Annotated in this window: 17 protein-coding genes; 8 read left to right on the top strand and 9 right to left on the bottom strand. The window is 70.7% G+C overall.

The window, feature by feature from the left end:
* Window positions 1-3: 3 nt before the first annotated feature.
* Together AC0IY0_RS17965 and AC0IY0_RS17960 are read right to left on the bottom strand one after the other, a co-directional pair.
* Window positions 4-945, bottom strand: coding sequence for a glycosyltransferase family 2 protein (locus AC0IY0_RS17965; protein WP_147906233.1), 942 nt, complete (start codon window positions 943-945; stop codon window positions 4-6).
* Window positions 942-2,324, bottom strand: a complete 1,383-nt coding sequence (locus tag AC0IY0_RS17960) for an oligosaccharide flippase family protein (protein WP_471764866.1) — start codon at window positions 2,322-2,324, stop codon at window positions 942-944. The genes AC0IY0_RS17965 and AC0IY0_RS17960 overlap by 4 nt, the downstream gene beginning before the upstream one ends.
* 320 nt (window positions 2,325-2,644) lie before the next feature.
* On the opposite strand from AC0IY0_RS17960, the gene AC0IY0_RS17955 reads away from it, so the two are divergent.
* Both AC0IY0_RS17955 and AC0IY0_RS17950 read left to right on the top strand, forming a co-directional pair.
* Window positions 2,645-3,166 (top strand): serine acetyltransferase, encoded by a 522-nt coding sequence (locus AC0IY0_RS17955; protein ID WP_471764864.1) that lies wholly within the window; start codon window positions 2,645-2,647, stop codon window positions 3,164-3,166.
* Entirely contained in the window at window positions 3,163-3,780 is a 618-nt protein-coding gene (locus tag AC0IY0_RS17950) for a serine O-acetyltransferase (RefSeq protein ID WP_147937972.1), read from the top strand. Before AC0IY0_RS17955 ends, AC0IY0_RS17950 begins: the two co-directional genes overlap by 4 nt.
* A gap of 28 nt (window positions 3,781-3,808) precedes the next feature.
* Here AC0IY0_RS17950 and AC0IY0_RS17945 read toward each other — a convergent pair whose 3' ends face one another.
* Window positions 3,809-4,990 carry a DUF1972 domain-containing protein gene (locus AC0IY0_RS17945; protein WP_419830771.1) on the bottom strand — a complete coding sequence of 394 codons (1,182 nt, stop codon included), beginning with the start codon at window positions 4,988-4,990 and terminating at the stop codon, window positions 3,809-3,811.
* Between the two features lie 36 nt (window positions 4,991-5,026).
* Here AC0IY0_RS17945 and AC0IY0_RS17940 point away from each other — a divergent pair, with 36 nt between their 5' ends.
* Complete coding sequence (locus tag AC0IY0_RS17940; protein WP_471764863.1) at window positions 5,027-5,764, top strand: class I SAM-dependent methyltransferase; 738 nt, start codon at window positions 5,027-5,029, stop codon at window positions 5,762-5,764.
* A gap of 13 nt (window positions 5,765-5,777) precedes the next feature.
* On the opposite strand, the gene AC0IY0_RS17935 is transcribed toward AC0IY0_RS17940, so the two are convergent.
* Genes AC0IY0_RS17935 through AC0IY0_RS17915 form a run of 5 tightly spaced genes read right to left on the bottom strand, consistent with a single transcriptional unit; the run spans window position 5,778 to window position 11,563 of the window.
* Complete coding sequence (locus AC0IY0_RS17935) at window positions 5,778-6,710, bottom strand: glycosyltransferase family 2 protein (RefSeq protein ID WP_147906228.1); 933 nt, start codon at window positions 6,708-6,710, stop codon at window positions 5,778-5,780.
* Window positions 6,707-8,320: an O-antigen ligase family protein gene (locus AC0IY0_RS17930; RefSeq protein WP_471764862.1), complete on the bottom strand. Its 1,614-nt coding sequence runs from the start codon at window positions 8,318-8,320 to the stop codon at window positions 6,707-6,709. The genes AC0IY0_RS17935 and AC0IY0_RS17930 overlap by 4 nt, the downstream gene beginning before the upstream one ends.
* A complete protein-coding gene (locus tag AC0IY0_RS17925; protein WP_147906227.1) occupies window positions 8,317-8,955 on the bottom strand; it encodes a CpsD/CapB family tyrosine-protein kinase in 639 nt (212 codons plus the stop codon). The genes AC0IY0_RS17930 and AC0IY0_RS17925 overlap by 4 nt, the downstream gene beginning before the upstream one ends.
* A complete protein-coding gene (locus tag AC0IY0_RS17920; protein WP_419830768.1) occupies window positions 8,952-10,526 on the bottom strand; it encodes a Wzz/FepE/Etk N-terminal domain-containing protein in 1,575 nt (524 codons plus the stop codon). The genes AC0IY0_RS17925 and AC0IY0_RS17920 overlap by 4 nt, the downstream gene beginning before the upstream one ends.
* Window positions 10,523-11,563: a polysaccharide biosynthesis/export family protein gene (locus AC0IY0_RS17915; protein ID WP_246692003.1), complete on the bottom strand. Its 1,041-nt coding sequence runs from the start codon at window positions 11,561-11,563 to the stop codon at window positions 10,523-10,525. The genes AC0IY0_RS17920 and AC0IY0_RS17915 overlap by 4 nt, the downstream gene beginning before the upstream one ends.
* Window positions 11,564-12,282: 719 nt before the next feature.
* Here AC0IY0_RS17915 and AC0IY0_RS17910 point away from each other — a divergent pair.
* The 5 genes from AC0IY0_RS17910 (at window position 12,283) to AC0IY0_RS17890 (ending at window position 15,657) form a co-directional block, all read left to right on the top strand.
* Window positions 12,283-13,386, top strand: coding sequence for a helix-turn-helix transcriptional regulator (locus AC0IY0_RS17910; protein ID WP_147906225.1), 1,104 nt, complete (start codon window positions 12,283-12,285; stop codon window positions 13,384-13,386).
* A 73-nt stretch (window positions 13,387-13,459) separates the two neighbouring features.
* Window positions 13,460-13,660 carry a hypothetical protein gene (locus AC0IY0_RS17905; RefSeq protein ID WP_147937975.1) on the top strand — a complete coding sequence of 67 codons (201 nt, stop codon included), beginning with the start codon at window positions 13,460-13,462 and terminating at the stop codon, window positions 13,658-13,660.
* A gap of 272 nt (window positions 13,661-13,932) precedes the next feature.
* Window positions 13,933-14,142, top strand: a complete 210-nt coding sequence (locus tag AC0IY0_RS17900; RefSeq protein ID WP_147855581.1) for a hypothetical protein — start codon at window positions 13,933-13,935, stop codon at window positions 14,140-14,142.
* Between the two features lie 157 nt (window positions 14,143-14,299).
* Window positions 14,300-14,830, top strand: coding sequence for a GNAT family N-acetyltransferase (locus AC0IY0_RS17895; protein ID WP_419830766.1), 531 nt, complete (start codon window positions 14,300-14,302; stop codon window positions 14,828-14,830).
* Between the two features lie 212 nt (window positions 14,831-15,042).
* Entirely contained in the window at window positions 15,043-15,657 is a 615-nt protein-coding gene (locus tag AC0IY0_RS17890) for a DUF2147 domain-containing protein (protein WP_147937977.1), read from the top strand.
* Between the two features lie 67 nt (window positions 15,658-15,724).
* Here AC0IY0_RS17890 and AC0IY0_RS17885 read toward each other — a convergent pair whose 3' ends face one another.
* Window positions 15,725-16,948 (bottom strand): serine hydrolase domain-containing protein, encoded by a 1,224-nt coding sequence (locus AC0IY0_RS17885; RefSeq protein WP_471764860.1) that lies wholly within the window; start codon window positions 16,946-16,948, stop codon window positions 15,725-15,727.

Below are 16,948 nucleotides of genomic sequence, written 5' to 3'. Positions count from 1 at the left end.
CGCTCACGCCGCCAGCGCCCGGGCGATGGCGAGGCGCTTCTGGCGCTGGAACAGGCGGCGCCAGACCGTGCGGCCGGCCTCGGGACTGATCCGAGTGAGGACACGTGCCGCCATCTGCCAGCCGGGCAGCAGCGCCGTGGGCATCGCCAGGTCGGCGACGCGGTGGCGCGGGGCGGCGGCCAGCGGCGGCGGGCCGACGAGGCCGAGCCGGGTGAGATCGGGCGCGAGGTCCGGGCGCTTCCGGTACCACAGCACCAGCGCCGCCCCCTCGCGCTCGGCGATGCGCAGGTAAGCCGTCTCGTCCAGGAGGTGGTGGTGATAGGCCAGCGCCTCCGGCTCATAGAACAGGTGCATGCCGCGCCGGGCCAGCCGCTCGCCGAGTTCGATGTCCTCATGCCAGGTCAGGCGCGGATCGAAGCCGCCCGCCTCTTCGAGCAGGCGGCGATCGACGCTGACGTTGCAGGTCAGGAAGGCGTCCCAGCCCACTTCCACCCGGCCCGCGAGCGCGTCGTACGACGCGTCGTGGTGCAGGGCGGAGAACGGCGAGAACGGCAGAGCCGGGTCGATGGTCATGCGCCCGAGGATCGCGGTCTCGCGTCCGCCCCGCCTGGCATGGGCGGCGAGATGCGCATCGACGAGGCTGGGGGCCGGGATCGTGTCGTCGTTGACGATCAGGAGCCGCGCGCCCCGGGCCGACGCGATCGCCCGGTTCCTGGCCGCGTTGGCGCCGGCATTCTCCTGGCGCAGGTGCACGACCGGGATGCGGCCGGTGGCGACCGCGTGGCTGATCACCGTGCCCGTTGCGTCGGCGGAGCCGTCGTCGCAGACGACGATCTCGAACGGCCGGTCGGTCGTCTGTCGGTCAAAGGCCCGCAGGCACAGGCGCAGCGTGTCGGCGCGGTTGTAGGTCGGGATGATGACCGAGAGCACGGGGACGTCGCTCATGACGAAGCTTCCGGGATCGAGAGGGGGAGGGGAGCGGCGGTGGAGCGGCCGCGCAGGCACAGCCAAGCCGCCACCGCAGCGGAGAGGACGGCGGCGAAAGGCACCGTGATCGGCGCGAGCGTCGCCGGGCCGGCGGCCCAGACGAGGGCGGTGACGAGGCCGGGGCCCAGCACGGTCGGGGCATCGCCGGGCGCCAGTGGTGCGCCGGCTTCGCGCCAGAAGGCGTGGGCGACCACCGCCAGCATCGCGACCTCGGCCAGGAGGGCGGCCCAGGCCGCGCCGAGCAGCGGATCCAGGGGGATCAGCACCGCGCAAGCGGCCAGATTCGTGGCGCAGGCGGCCGCACTGCCGCGCACCGCGAAGCCGGTCCGACCGAGGGGAACCAGACCGGCGAACAGCACCGTGGCGGTGATCAGCAGGGCGCTCATCGCGGCTGCGATGCGCAGGACCGGCGCGGCCGCAGCGAAATCCGGCCCGAAGATCACACGCACCAGGGGATCGGCGACCGCGCAGGCCGCCACGGTTCCGGCCCCCGCGGCCGCCAGGATCACGATCAGTGCGGGGCGCAAGCTGGCGCGCAGCCGATCGGTGCCGGAACGTGTCGGGCCGGCATCGATGGCGCCGACTGCCCGGCCGAACACGGGCACGAGCGGCGCGCACAGGGTGATCGCCACCGCGGCGCCGAGCTCGAAGAACCGGAAGCCCGCGGTGAACTGGCCGAGCTCCGCCGCACCCGCCAGCGCCGCCAGCATGATCAAGCTGATGCGGCCGTTGAGTGAGCCGAGGGCGTTCGAGATCCCGACGCCGGCCGCGGCCCGGATCGTCGCCCAGCCCTGCGACAGGGAAGCGGGACGCAGAGGCAGAAGCTTGGCGGCCAGGATCAGCCCGACCACGCCGTAGACGATGCCCGAGGCCACCGCGACGATGCTCAGGGCCGCCTCGGGGAGCTGCAACCAGAGCGCGAGTGCCGTGCCGCCGACCAGGACCACGGCGTTGGCCAGGGACGGCCAGACCGACCAGCCCGGCTTTCCGCAGACCTGGAACAGGGAATCCTGGAAGCGCGCGGCCGCGAGCGGCATCAGCACGGCGGCGAGGGCCAGCGCCGGCCGGATCTCCCCGGGCAGCAGCGGCAGGGCGCCGAGCAGCAGCAATCCGGTGCCGCCGCCGAGGAGCAGCCGGGCCGAGATCATGCGGCCGAATTCCGCCGCCCGCATCTCCGGCGCGCCGGCGCCGAGGCGTGACCCGAAGGTCAGCGTGGTCCCGAAATCGGCCGCGATGAGCGCCACCGCCAGCACCGCGAGGGCCAGGCCGTAGCGGCCGAGCGCCGCCGGGCCGACGCCGTGCCCGACCATCACGAAGGCGGCGAAGCCGGCGGCCAAGTAAACCCCGCGGCCCGCGGCCTGTCCAAGCAGATTGGCGCCGTACCGCATGCCGCCCGGGCGGCCACGTCCGCGCAATCGATTTACCAAGCGGACCATCTCTCGGTGGAGCCTTACTGAAAACCGCGACCTACGATTGCATCGTGGCAGGGTGCGTATGGCTTGCAACCGTATCTTCAATTTATGGTTGCAGAGATAAAGCGTCTGAGGAAACCGGAGGACTGCGTATGTCCGAGCGCGCAGAGACTGACGCCGCCCGAGGTATCCCCCTCGCGGGCGCATCGAAATCCGCAGACGGGCGGCGACAATGCTGGGCACAGATGCGCATGGCGCTCGCGGCCGACCGTGCCCACTGGCATCGCCGGGGCCACGGTTCGGCGCGACTGTACCGGGGCTATCACGCGGTCTGGCTCTATCGGCTCTCGCGCTACAGCCACGAGCGCGGCTGGCGCATGGCGGCCTGGCTGCTGTGGCTGGTCAACGGCTGGTGGACCGGCTCCGATATCCCCCCCTCGAGCCGGATCGCCGGGGGATTGTTCCTCCCGTATCCGTTCGGCGCGGTCATCGCGGGCGCCGTCGGGCGTGACGCGGCCTTCGGCGTGCAGGCCTCGATCGGCGGCCTGTTGAAGGAGCCCGATCAGGATATCGGCGGGGGCCCCGGCCTGCCGCTGCTGGGCGACGGCGTGGTGCTGGAGGCCGGCGCGATCGTGCTCGGTGCGGTGCGGATCGGCGATCGGGCCCGGCTCGGCCCCCGCACCACCATCCTCAAGGACGTCGAGCCCGGCGAGACGGTGATGCCCCAGCCCTGGCGTGCCCTCCCGGGCCGGGGAGCCGCGGCATGACCGGCGCCGTCGTGAACACCGATCCGCACGGTCCGACCGGCTACGCGGAGGTGCGCCGGCTGCTCTCGGCCGACTTCGCCCGCGTCCTGCGCCAGACCACGGGCGGCAAGCCGACCTCCCGGCTGCGACGCCTGATGCACCTGACGCTGCCCGCCATGCAGGTCGCAATCTTCCACCGCGTGGCGCATCTGCTGCACGGACACGGCTGGCGGCGATGCGCGGCCGCCGTCTCGAACCTGTCGCTGCGGTTGACCGGCGCGAGCCTGCATCCCGGATCGCCGATCGGGCCGGGCCTGTTTGTGCCCCACCCGGCCCGCATCGTCTTCTGCGGCAGCGCGGGGATCGACCTGGTGCTGCTTCCCGGGACGCTCGTGGGGCCGCGGGATTGGGTTTTCCCCGGCGCGCCATTCCCCGCGGACGCGCCGCGCCTCGGGGACAATGCCGTGGTCGGGGCCCACGCGGCCGTCCAGGGTGCTGTCACGGTCGGGGCCGGAGCCACGATCGGGATCGGCGTGTGCAGCCTGCGGGACGTCCCCGCCGGCACCGTCACGATGGTGGCGCAGCGGCAGATCCGCAGCCGCTCCGATGTTCCGGAGGGCGGCGATGCAGTTTAGCGCCCACCCTCCAACGTCGGCCCGCCGGTCAGGCCGGCCCGTGCTCGTGTCGGCGGATGGCTTCCCGGCCTCCGCGGGCGGCGCGCCGGGACGGGAGCTGACGGCGGAGCACACCCTCGTAGGCATCGACGATGCCGCGCCAGCCGAACGCGTCCGCGTGCCGGTCGCGAGAGGCCGCCGACATCGCGTCGAGCCGGCTCGGCGCAGCGCGCACAAGGTTCAGGATGCCCCGGCGCAACTCGGTCTCGTCGCCGAAGAACACGGCGCCGTCGCCCGCCACCCAACGGTTGAACGGATTGTCGTGGGCCAGGATCGGCGAGCCGGCGCCGAGGGCCTCGACCAGGGACGGGTTGGTGCCGCCAACCGTGTGGCCGTGGATGTGGAAGCGGGCGTGGAGACGGAGGGCGGACACCCGGTCGGCCTCGTAGATCGCGCCCGCGAAGATCACGTCCGGCCCGCCCGCGGCCTTCACGGCACGGTGGTAGGAATCCGAGTCCATCAGCTTGCCGAGTACGACGAGGGGCAGGCCGGGGCGGATCTCGCTCCAGGCGCGGACGATCTGGAGCACCAGGTTTTCGGGCACGACCCGGGCGATCAGCAGCCCGTAGTCGCGGGGGCGTACGCCGAAGGCGGACAGCGGCGTCGTCGGCGCCTCCAGCACCGGGTCGGCGCCGTACGCGATCGTGGTGATCCGCTTCGCCGCCGTGTTGCGGGCGAGGTGCTTCGCGATCTCCGGATGGTCCGCGACCAGATGCGTGGAGAACAGGCTGCCGAGGCGCTCGTTCAGCCAGAACCACGCCTTTGCGGGCTTCGACCAGCGGTCGCGCTTCCACTCGATCCCGTCCATGTTCATCACGCTGCGCTTGCCCGTGAGGCGGTACAGGATCGAGAACAGGGCCGTGTTGTAGCCGAGCACCAGCGGCAGGGCCGGCCGGAACGCCGCCCGCAGGGTGCATTTGAGGTCGAACACGATCGTGGCGAAGGCGCCGTCGCCCCGCACCGCGACCGGGATCAGCGCGACGCCGCGCCAGACGCTCGGCGGGGTCGGCGTGCTCACCTGGCAATAGACCTCGACCCGCCAGCCCCGCTCGACGAGATCCAGCGCCAGACGCTCGGCCAGGGTCTCGAAGCCCCCATGCGCGGCCGGCACCCCGCGGGTGCCGAGGATCGCCACCGCCGGGCGCCCGTCCGGCCCATCCCAATTCACCACTCCGGCGCGCGTCGCGTCCTCAGAGGAGCCTGAAGTATGGTCACCGTCGAACAGCGCCTGTTCCGGGAGATGGGGGCCGGGGGTTACTCCCGGCAGGACCACCGGATGGAGTACATCGTGCGCGTCAACGCGCTGCTCCGGCCGGATATGCGGGTGATGGAGTTCGGGGCCGGGCGCGGCAAGTGGACCGATGACCCGGTTCCACTGCGCCGGCACCTCGGCGACTTCCGCGGGCGCTGCGCCCACGTCATGGCCTGCGACGTGGACGAGGCGGTCCTCGAGAACAAGTCGGCCGACGAGGTCCGTCTGATCGGCCACGACGGGATCCTTCCATTCCAGGATGGGAGCTTCGACCTGATCTCGGCGTTCTCGGTCCTCGAACATATCGAGCATGCCGATGTCACCGCGGCCGAGCTCGGCCGGGTCCTCGCTCCGGGGGGCTGGCTCTGCGCCTGGACGCCCAACCGCTGGGGCTATGTCGGGGTCGGCGCGCGGCTCATCCCGAAGCGCCTGCACGCACAGGTCCTGCGCTGGGTCGAGCCGCGGCGGGTCGAGATCGACTCGTTCGTGCCGCTCTACACGATGAACACGGAGGCGGCGCGGAAGCGGCTTTTCCCAACTGATCGGTTCGAGCACTTCACCTACAGTTTTGACGGGCAGCCGTTCTATCATGGCGAGAACATCGTCCTGGGCAAGTTCTGGGAGCTGCTGTTCCGGCTCACGCCGGGGCCGTTGAAAGGCTACCACATGGTTTTCATCCGCAAGAAGCCGTGAGTATTTGACGGGATCAAATTCGAAGACTGCGCAGGTGGTTGGAAAACCTGCGCATGTCCTCGGCTTTGCGGGCGAGTTCCGGCTGCCGTTTCAGGCGGCCGGCGAGGCCGTAGGCCAGCGCCCGCAGCGTGAAGCCGAGGCGCAGCGGGGCTACGAAGAAGGCCGGAGAGGACAGGAGCCGGCCGGCGTTGCGGAGGCGGTAGATCCCCGCCAGACCGTCGAGCCAGCGGGCCGAGCGCGTGCCGGCCGAGCCGCCTTGGAGGTGGACGACCGCGATCCCCGGCAGGTAGGCGACCCGCCAGCCGGCATCGCGCAGGCGGCAGCCCCAATCGACGTCCTCGCCGTAGAGGAACAGCGCGCTTTCCAGGCCACCGATCGCCTCGATCGCCTTCCGACGCATCAGGATGAACGCGCCGCAGACCCAGTCCACGTCCAGGGCCTCGCGCCCCCGGGCCTGCCGGCTCGCGAGGTAGAGGCCGCGCAGGCCGAAGCGCCCGGACAGACCGGCGGCATGGACCAGGGTCGAGAGCGGGCGCGGCTCGTAGCCGGCATCGCCGACCTGATGGCGGCCGTCCGGGAAGATCAGGCGCGGACCGACTGCGCCGACATCGGGGTGCGCGTCGAGATGGGTAAGCGTTCCGGCCAGCGCCTCCGGGTCGCGCAGGAACGCGTCGGGGTTCAGAAGCAGGATCGTGTCGCCCCGCGCCGCAGCCAGCGCGACGGCATTTCCCCCAGCGAAGCCGTGATTGGTCCGCTCTGCGATGAGCCGTACCCACGGGAAGGTACCGGCGATCCGCTCCGGCGTCCCGTCCGACGAGGCGTTGTCGACGACGATCACCTCGTAGGATCGGTCGATCCGGCTGGCCGCCAGCAGGCGCAGGCAGGTCTCGATGTCGGCGCCAGTGTTGTAGGTGACGATCAGGACGCTGAGGCCGATGCCGCTCATTGTCGATCTCTCCGCGCTCTGACGGCTGGGCGGTTATGGGCAGCGGACGGTCTCGGACGGATACCCAACGCGGTCGCGGCTCCTTGCCTCTGCGCCGAGAGGGAGCGCGTCGCGCTGCCGATCTCCGCAGCGGCACGGCGCTGCGCCGCCCGCACGCCCGCGATCAGCCCGAGGCCGGTGTAGAGCAGTTCGGCGATGCCGAGGTTCAGGCGGAAGCCCGGGTCGACGAGCCCGTGCAGCAGGTGGGCGATGAGGCCGACCGCGCAGGCGGCCGCGATGGCCGCCAGCGGATCGCCCACCGGTGCGCGCCACGCCGCCCGGAACCCGCGGAAAATCCCGACCGAAAAGACCAGCGCGAAGGCGGTGTAGCCGACGATCCCGACCTCGGTGAGGATCAGGATGTGCAGGTTGTGCACGACGTGGTTCGAGCGGTCGAACAGGCCGGCGAGGCGGGACAGGCCGGTCTGATCGAGCACCGCGAACTGGTTGCCGAAATTGTTCAGCCCGACGCCGAAGATCGGGAATTGCGCGAACAGCGCCAGGGCGGCTGCGTTGAGCGGTCCACGTTGCGCCGCGGAGCCGCCGTCATCCGCGGTCAGGCGTTCCCAGACCAGCGGCCCGGCATAGATCGCCCCGATCCCGGCCGCGACGACCAGAAGGGCGAACACGATCAGGCTCGCCCGAGTGAACAGCCGGTCCCGGTAGACCAGCAGGATCACCAGGGTCGCCGAGAGCGGATAGGTCAGCCAGGAGGCGCGCGACAGGGTCAGCACCACGCCGACGACGGCCGAACCGGCCCCGGCGGCGCCGACGAGGCGCAGGAGTTTCGGGCCCCGAGAGAGGGCTAGCGCCAGTGCCAGCGGCCAAACGAACTCGTAATAATACCCAAGAATATTCGGGTGGACCTTCAGACCGCCGGCGCGGCGCTGCGCGGAGAAGTTGATGTTCTCCTCGACGATCTGCTCCTCGCCGAGCACGGAAAGGCCGAGTTCGGACCCGGAGACGTATTGCAGCCCCGCCACCGCAGTCTGCACCAGGCACAACGCGCAGATCGCCAGCGCGAGGGTGCGGATATCGGCGCCGGACAGGTTCGAGACGGCCACCGAGACGAGGAGCAGTCCGAGGAACCGCCAGGCATCGAACCACAGGTAGGCGGTGTCGGTGGCGTTGGCCAGCGAGAGCAGGCCGGCGGTCAGGAAGGCGAGCTGCGTGAGCACGAGCGGCCGGTCGAGGCGCAGCCCCGAGACCCGCTCCCCGATGCCTGTGACCTTTGAGAGGATCAGCGTCAGCGCCACCAGGAGCGCCACGCTCACGGTCAGTCCGGCACCGCCGCCGATGCTCGGCAGGTATTGGCCGACGGCTTCGAAATGCTGGAAGAAGCTGACATCCAGCTTCACGGTCAGCCCGACCGCGAGGGCGACCAGCAGCAGGGGCGTCAGGCGGTAGCGCTGCCCGGCGATCAGGGCGCCGACCCCGCCGAAGGCAGCGGCCAACCCGACCACGGCGAACTTCAGCGGTGCAGCGCTCAGCGCCACGGCACCGGCCGCCGCCGCGAGGCCGAGGCCGGCCACCGGCAGTGCGCGGAGTGCGCGAACCGGGGCGCCGCTCATCCGAGCCACCGGTACAGCCATTTCGGGATCGGCCGCCGGGTCCCGTTGAGGACGATGCCGAGCGGTGCGCCGCCCGCGGCCTTGAGGTCGGCAAGCGCCCGCTGGGCCACGGCCCGGCGCGTCCGCTCGGCGCCGATCACCACGACGAACCCATCCACGAAGGGCGAGAGCGCCGCCGCGTCGCCGATCTCGGTGATCGGTTCGCAATCCAGGATGGCGAGGTCGAAGCGGTCGTCGACCAGTGCCAGGAAGTCCTCGACGCGGCCGTCGTCAAGGGTCGCCTTCCGGATCGCCCCGGCGCTGCCGGCCGGCACGACGCTCAGGCCGTCGGCGACCGGGTGGACCCCGAGGCTCGGCGCCACGTCCCCGGCGACGATATCGGCGAAGCCTGGCCGGCCCTCGAGCCCGTAAGCCGCGGCCAGGGACGGCCGGGACCAGTTGGTCTCGATCAATGCGGCGGTGCGGCCGCGGCGGGCATAGGCGCCGGCGAGTTCGCGCGCGAGCGTGCTCACCCCCTCGCCGGGTTGGACCGCGGTGATCCCGACGCGTCGCAGCCGGGTCTCGTAACGGCTGAGCTGGACCAGGGCCGGCTCGAGCACGGCGGGGTCGATCATCGGGGCGTAGGCGGCGATCATGCGGCGGCTCCACCGAAGCGCGGCCGCCGCTCGGCGCCGGAGCGCAGCGGGACGGCGGCAAGGACAGGCACGCGCAGGGAGCGGGCGACCTCGGCGGCGCTGCGGTAGGTCTGGGCGAGGATCTCCGCCAGCGCGACGTAGGCCAGGGCGGCGAGCAGCCCGAGCCCGGCCGCGAGGCCGAGGATCAGCGGCCGGTTCGGGCCGGAGGGCAGCCGCGGCGGCACGGCACGCGCCACCAACGCGGAGGAGGTCACGGATTGCGCGTCGAGCCCGGTGCCCGTGCGCAGCGCGTCGATCCGCTTCTGGGTGTCGGTGATCTCGTCGCTGAGCAGGGACTTCTGCTGCGCGAGCCGGCCGTAGGCCAGAGCCGCGTCGCTCTGGCCGATGGCGGCTTTGCGGCGGCTCGCTTCGATCCCCGTGATGGTCTGGATCTTCTCCGCGAGCACCGCGAGCCGCGCCGTGTCGGCGGCGATCAGCGCCTGGTACTTCTGCCGCGTCAGGGCAATGAGGTCCCGGTCGAGGCTGATAAATTCGGGTGCGGTCGGCCTGAACCGGACGGCGATCTCCGCCCGCTTGGTCCTGAGATCGGCCCAGCGCGTGTCGAAGGCCGCCACCGTCGGGTCGGCGTCGGGCGGCGTCGGCTGCCAGCGGTCGGGGCCGGTCTCGCGGGTGCGCTTGAGCCGGGACTCGACGCCTTCGCGCTCGATCTGGGCGGCCGACTTCTGCCGGGCGAGGTCGGAGAGCGTGCCGAGGTCGTTCTGCTGCTCGATCTCGAAGCTGGCGGTGTTGTTGCCCTTCAGGGAGGTCGCCAGCTGCGCGTCGATGGCGGCGAGGTCGGCGCGCGCCCGCTCCAGTTTGCCCTGGTAGAACGTGGCCGGCGTCTCGTCGGCGTAGACCTCGACGTGGCGCCGCTTATAGGCATCGAGCAGCCGGTTCAGCGCCTGGGCGGCGAAGTTCGGGTCCGTCCAGGTGAAGCCGGTCAGGATCACGTCCGTTTCCTTGACGAACACGACCTTGAAGGAGGCGAGATAGGCCTCGTAGAGTTTCTCGTCGGGACTGAGGTGGCGCAGCAGGCCCAGCGCCTCGAACGGGACGCGGGCCGTGTCCACGACCCAGGTCTTGACCGCCTTGGCGCCGCGCATGGCGACCCGGCCCTGGTAGACCAGCCAATCCATCCAGTCCGCGGGGGGCGGGCCGAGGTCGCCCGTCGGGGTGATCGCCTTCAGCGCCGCGAACTCGTCGCGCACGATGCTCGGGTCCCGCAGGATCTCGACCTCGTTGTTCACGTTCTGCGCACGCTCGGAGAACATGTAGTTCTGGTTGGCGCCGCCCTGGACCGGGGCGGCCGCCTTCTCGCGGCCGAGGCGGATGATCAGCTTGGCGTCGGCGGTGTACTCGGCGGGCGTCAGCAGCAGGTAGATGCCGGCCCCCAGGATCGCGGCGGCCAGGATCAGGAGGGCCGGCCGGATGTGCCGGAACAGGGCCGCCAGGGCGTCGCGGAGGTCGAAGGCGGGGCCTTCGACGTCCTCGGGGGCGGCCCGGTCGGGCCGGGACATGTCGGACTTCGTCACGTCCCGGACCTCACGGTGGCGCTGGTGGAGGTGTTGGCGGACGGGCCGGTGATGTAGTTCACGCCGAAGCCGGTGCCGTTGAAGAGCAGGATCTGGCGGACCACGAGGTCGACGGCGCGGGCGGTCTTCGCCAGCAGCGAGGGCGGCACGTAGACCGTGGCGTTCGGGGGCACGATGATCGAGTCGGCCAGCCCCGGCTCGCCGATGTCGACGATGCGGACGCTGCCCGCGGCCCCGCCATCGAACCGGATGATGCGGACGGCATCGCCCGCGGCGGTCGGCAGGATGCCGCCGGCCGAGCCGAGCACCTGCGCCAGCGTGCGGGCACCCTGCAGGGTGACCGGCCCGGGGGCCCGGACCTCGCCGAACACCATCGTGTTGGCCGGCACCAGGCTCGCCAGCCGCACGCTCGTGCTCACCGTGGCGAGCTGGCGGTGGTAGGCGGCGGTGAGGTTGCTGGCGACCTCGGCCACGGTCCGGCCGGCGGCCTGGACCGGCGGGACCATCGGCAGGTTGATCTTGCCGTCGGGCTCGATCGCCAGGACCTTCACGCGGCCCATATCGGCCCGCTGGGTGAGATCGCGGAAATCATCGGTCACGGTTCTGAATTTGCGCAGCATGATCGTGACGACCGGGTCGATCAGTACGTCGTCGTAGGTGCTCTTGATCAGCGTGGCGGCGGACTCGGGCGACAGACCGGCGACCTTGATGCCGTTCTTGCCCGGCAACGAGATCCGGCCATCCGGTCGGACGATCACCGTACGGTTGTATTCCGGGTGGGTACGGAAATCGACGTCGAACTCGTCGCTCGGGTTGAGCCGGTAGGTCGGCTGGACCACGCTGGAGTCGATCAGGAACGAGACTTCGAGGTTGTCGCCGACGTTCAACCGGTAATTGGCGAGACCCAGGCGCATGGTGCGCCCGACCTCCTCCTCGGCGGCGGCGACGACAGAGGGCGGCACGGCATCGGCGATCGAGCCGGTCTGGGTCACGTCCGGGCCGGACCGCCCAGCCGAGCGGGGTTTGCCGGAGGACATGCAACCGCTCAACAGCGGTGCGCAAGCGAGCACCGCCAGCGCGGCGGCGCGGCATCGCGGATGATCCGCGACGCAGGATGCCCGGGGGGCGCGCCGGGTCGCCGCGCCGAGGAACGCAGACAGGGAAAACGCCATCGACCTTCAGCCGCACCATGCTCGACTGCGCCCGTCCGATGACAACTCGTGATCGAACCGCGCAGAGCGATACAATCGACGGGTTTGGTTAACGAGGCTTGAAGCTCGCCCCGCTCAACTCTATCAGAAGTTGTGAAAGCCGGCCTGTGGCAAACTGCGGAGCCCGCGCATGCGGACAGGCCGCGACAGCTGCGCGCCGGACGCATCGGCTCGTCGAAGGCGGCGCTTGCGTGGTGGCGGTGCCGGCCAACGGAACGACCCTGCTTGCAGATGGATCTTAAGGAACGGTCACGCTCGGATTTCAGGATCCTTGCCGCCCGGGATCGTGCAACGGTCCGTCTTAGGCATGCGGTGACGGCGCGCTGAGCCGGATCCAATCAGATGCGGTGTCCGATCCGAACGCAGTCGGCGCGATGACTGTCGATCGATCTAAAGGTTCGATCGAAAAGTGTATCTCCTAAGTCTCTTGCCCAAGCTTGAGCGATCGGTTAACAATAACTTGATCGAATCGCCTTGGATATTAAGACGAGGCTGGGGCGGCGCGGTCCTGAATGCCGGCATTCACCGGCCCGGAGTCGAGCGCCATGCCCGGCCTGAACCCCGCGCTGTTCGCACGCCTCAGCGACGACCTCGAGGCGTCCTTTCAGGAGGACCTGGAGGAGGCGGTGGTCGATCCGGCGCGCTGGCCCGATCTGATCGAGCGCGTGTCGCTGGCGTCCGGGAGCGAGGGCGCGCTGCTCCTGCGCACCGACCGGACGGCCCTGGATGCGCTCACCACGGCCTCGCTCGCCGAATCCTCGAAGCGCTACTTCGAGGAGGGCTGGCATCGGGAGGATCACCGCTTCCGCGGCATGCCGATGATCCGCGCCCGCGGCATCGCGGTCGATCAGGACTTCACCACCCCCGAAGAGATCCAGCGGCTGCCGTTCTATCAGGATCTGCTGGCCTCCAGCGGGCTGCGCTGGTTCGCCGGGATCGGCTTCGAGGTGAAGGGCCGGCTCTGGTGCCTGGCCCTGCAGCGGACGGTGGCGCAGGGCCTGTACGAGCCGCACGAGCAGGCGCGCCTGGCTACCCTGTCGCCGCTGCTCCGGCGCGCGGGCCTCCTCACCGCGATGGTCGAGAAGGCGCGTTTGGCCGGCCTGACGCAGGCCTTCGACATCATCGAGCGAGCGGCCATGATCCTCGATTCCGAGGGGCGGGCCGTGCACTGGAACACGGCGTTCGGGGCACTCCTCGGCCGCGACCTGAGGCTCGCAGGTGGGCGCCTGGCCGTCGAGGAAGGTGAGGCGGCACGCCAGTTGGAGGCGCTGTCGCGGCCGTCCGGGCGGGCGCCGATCTCCGCGATCGTGGTGTCCCGCCGGGACGCTTCGCCGATCGTGCTCCACGTGGTCCCGCTGGTCGGTCCGAGCCGCGGCCTGTTCGCGGGCGGGAGCACGCTGCTGATGGCCAGCATTCCCGGGACCATGACGGCGCCCGCCGCCTTCGTTCTTCAATCCGCCTACCGGTTGACCCCCGCGGAGGCGCGCCTCGCTCAAGCCTTGTCCGATGGGATTCCCCTGGCGGAGGCGGCGAGCCGCTTCGCGATCACCGCCGCCACCGCGCGCTCGCAGCTGAAGGCGATCTTCGCCAAGACCGGCGTGACCCGGCAATCGGATTTGCTCCGGCTCGTGATGGGCTTGGCGCGGTAGTTCGCCGTCTGACGGGTTGCGGAACGGGTCGCCTCGCGAGGCCGTTTCAACCAACACGACAGGAGACAACACCATGACGTATCGGATCGCACTGGCCTCCGCGCTGACGATCGGAGCTCTCGCGATCGGCGCCCCCGCCGAGGCGAAGGGGTGTCTCAAGGGGGCGGTGGTCGGCGGCGTCGCCGGCCATATGGCCGGACACGGCAAGATGGGCGCCGCCGCCGGCTGCGCGATCGGTCATCACCGGGCCAACAAGAAGGACAAGCAGGGCTGATCGCATCCCCGCAAGCACCGCCGCGCCGCGACCGGCGCGGCGGTGGTCCGAGATGACCGGCACGGCCTTGTGAAGCCGGATCCCCAGCCGGGGATCCGGCTTCACGCGTTTCTGAAGGGGGGCTCGGTCGGCGGGGCCGAAACCCGATCGGTGACGACGTCCGATGACGGCGATCCCTTGACCGCTCATTGGAGTTGTTCTAATTAAGATCTGTAGGCGGGCGGCCAGCGATCGGTCCCTGCCGCAAGCCATTGCGACGACGGAGAGAGACGATGACCGGTACCGCGAACGCCGCTTGCGAGAGCTGCCGCTTCTTCGACGACCACAAGCTCAACGGCGCCCAGGCCCAGGGCGACGAGGGCCTCTGCCGCTTCAACCCGCCGGTCAGCCAGCCGGCTCCCCAGTCCAAGGGCTTGTGGCCGGTGGTGGCCTCCAAGGATTGGTGCGGCCACTTCACCGCCGAGATGTCCGCCGCCGAGTAACTGGAGCGCGCGGCCCCGCGATCGCGGGGCCGGGTGGGCGTCCATCCCCGCGCCGTCCTGCACCGCGATCCACCCGTGACGACCCGCGCGCGATCACCCGGCCCCACGGGGTGGTCGCGCATTGCCGTTCTGGCTCCGGCAGCCGTATGGTCGGGCCATGAGCCACGCGATCCGCCCCGCGACCCAGGCCGACATCCCGGCGATTGCGGCCATCTACGGCGATGCCGTCCGGACCGGCACGGCGAGCTTCGAGCTGGAGCCGCCGGACGCCGTGGAGATGGGGCGCCGTTTCGCCGTCCTGAACGACGGCGGGTTCCCCTACCTCGTGGCTATCAGCGGCGGTGCGGTCTCCGGCTACGCCTATGCCGGTCCCTATCACCAGCGCGCGGCCTATCGTTCGACCCTCGAGGATTCGATCTACGTCGCTCGCTCCGCCCGGGGTACCGGCGTCGGACGCGCCTTGCTCGGCGCATTGATCGTCGAAGCCGAACGGATCGGCGGCCGGACGATGGTCGCGGTCATCGCCGAGAGCGACTCTCCCGCCTCCGTGGCGCTCCACGCCGCCTTCGGTTTCACGCCGGTCGGCACCCTCGCGGGCGTGGGCTACAAGCACGATCGCTGGCTCGATGTGACCTTGATGCAGCGACCGCTCGGACCCGGCCGGAGCGCCCCGCCGACCCGCACCTGACCGGCCGGCTATCGGCACGAAGACTGGTCATCGCGGCTCAGCCCAAGACTGCACCGTCATGATGCGGACAACTTCGCGCGAGAGACGGCGGGCAGGACGCGCAAGCCGCCCGGTGCTCGGCCCGGCGAGAGCGCGATGACGCGAGCGCGGGGGCCGTCCGCAAAGTGGGTGGTCTTGTTCCTTCGGGGCGCGCGAGGCAGGGGAGTTCGGGTATGATGATGTCTTCGATCGGTCGGCGGGTTGCGCCGCTCGCGGCCCTGGCGCTCGCCGCGCTCGGGTCGCCCGCGCATGCCGCGACACCGGCTGACCCCAGCGGCACCTACATCACCGAGGATGGCCGCGCCCGCGTCCGCCTCGAAAAGTGCGGCACCGCCAACGACCGGCTGTGCGGTTACGTGGTCTGGCTGAAGGTCCCGCTCAACGACAAGGGCGAGCCCCGGATCGACTTCAAGAACCCGGATCCGAAGAAGCAGGCGCGCCCCTCGCTCGGCCACCAGCTGATCCTGGGCCTGAAGCCGAACGCCGACGCCCATTACGAGGGCAAGATCTACAATTCCGAGGACGGCAAGTCCTACGACGTCACCATCTGGACCGACGCGCCGAACGAGTTGACGGTTCGGGGCTGCCTGATCGCCTTCCTGTGCAAGTCGCAGACCTGGAACAAGGTCGTCGACCTTCTGCCCGGCCAGCTTGCCGGCGCGACCAACACGCCGAACGGCCCGCGCAGCGACCCGGAATTCGCCACGACCTCGCCTCGGCCCGCCGCCAAGGCAGGCGCTAAGCCGTCGGCCAAGCCCGCCGCGGCCGACGCTCCGGCCCCGCAATGAGCGAGGAGGAGCATCGTCGCGGTTTAGAGACGGGCGACCGTCCGACGGCACGATGCTCCGGCGGCGCTCAATCGTCGAGCGCCGCGTAGGTCAGGACCCGCAGCTCCCGCCGGATCGGCAGTGCCGAGGACGGTACGAGCTGCGTCATGAGCACGACCGAGAGATCCTCGGCCGGGTCGATCCAGAAGGCCGTCGAGGCCAGGCCGCCCCAGGCGACCTCGCCGGGCGTGCCGAGGATCTGGGCTCGGGCCGGGTCGAGCATCACGGAGAAGCCCAGGCCGAACCCGATCCCCGAGTAGGAGGTCTCGGCGAAGCGCGGCGTGCCCATGGCCGCCAGATCCCCCGTGAGATGGTTCGCAAGCATCAGCGCGACGCTCTTCCGGCCGAGCAGGCGGTTCCCGTCGAGGGTGCCCCGGTTGAGGATCATGCGGCAGAAGCGCTGATAGTCCGATGCGGTCGAGACGAGTCCGCCGCCGCCGGACGCGATGGCCGGGACTCTCGCGAAGCTGGTCTCCACGGAATCGTCGAACAGCCTTAGTTGGCGCGCGCGGTCATACGCGTAGGTCGCGCAGAAGCGCGGCATCAGCTCGGGCCGGACGTGGAAATCCGTGTCGACCATGCCGAGCGGGCGGATCACCTCATCGCGCAGATAGTCCGCGAACGGTCGGCCGGTGAGGGCGGCGACGTACTGGCCGAGCACATCGGTGGCGACGCTGTAGTTCCAGGCGCTGCCCGGCTGGGCGAGCAGCGGCATCCGGGCGACCCGGGCGGTCATGTCGGCGAGGCTGCCTTCCGGCGCCAGGAAATCGACCCCGTGCTCACGATACTGCGCGTCGACGAGGGTCGCCTCCATGAAGCCGTAGGTCAGGCCCGCCGTGTGGGTGAGGAGATCGCGCACGGTGATCGGACGACGCGCCGGCTCGGTCTCCAGCTTCGCCCGGTTGCCGCCCACGGCCACGCGCATCTCGGCGAAGTCCGGCAGCACCCGGGCGACCGGATCGTCGAGCTGGAACAGGCCCTGCTCGTAGAGCTGCATCACCGCCACCGAGGTGAGCGGCTTGGTCATCGAGTAGATCCGCGTCACCGTATCGAGGGTGAACGGCGTTCCGCGGGCGAGGTCGGCTTGTCCGCAGGCGCGGGCGAAGGCGATGCGGCCCCGCCGTGCCACGGTGACCGACAGGCCGGCGAGCCGACCCTCCGCCACGAGCCGGTCCATCCACGGCGCGATTCGGGCGAGCCCCACCGGGCTGAGCCCTGCGCCCTTCGGGTCGATCTCGGTCAGCGCGCTCAT

Source organism: Methylobacterium sp. AC315, assembly GCF_979253755.1.
The sequence above is the reverse complement of the archived record's forward strand: the minus strand, read 5'-3'. Positions and strand labels throughout refer to the sequence as shown.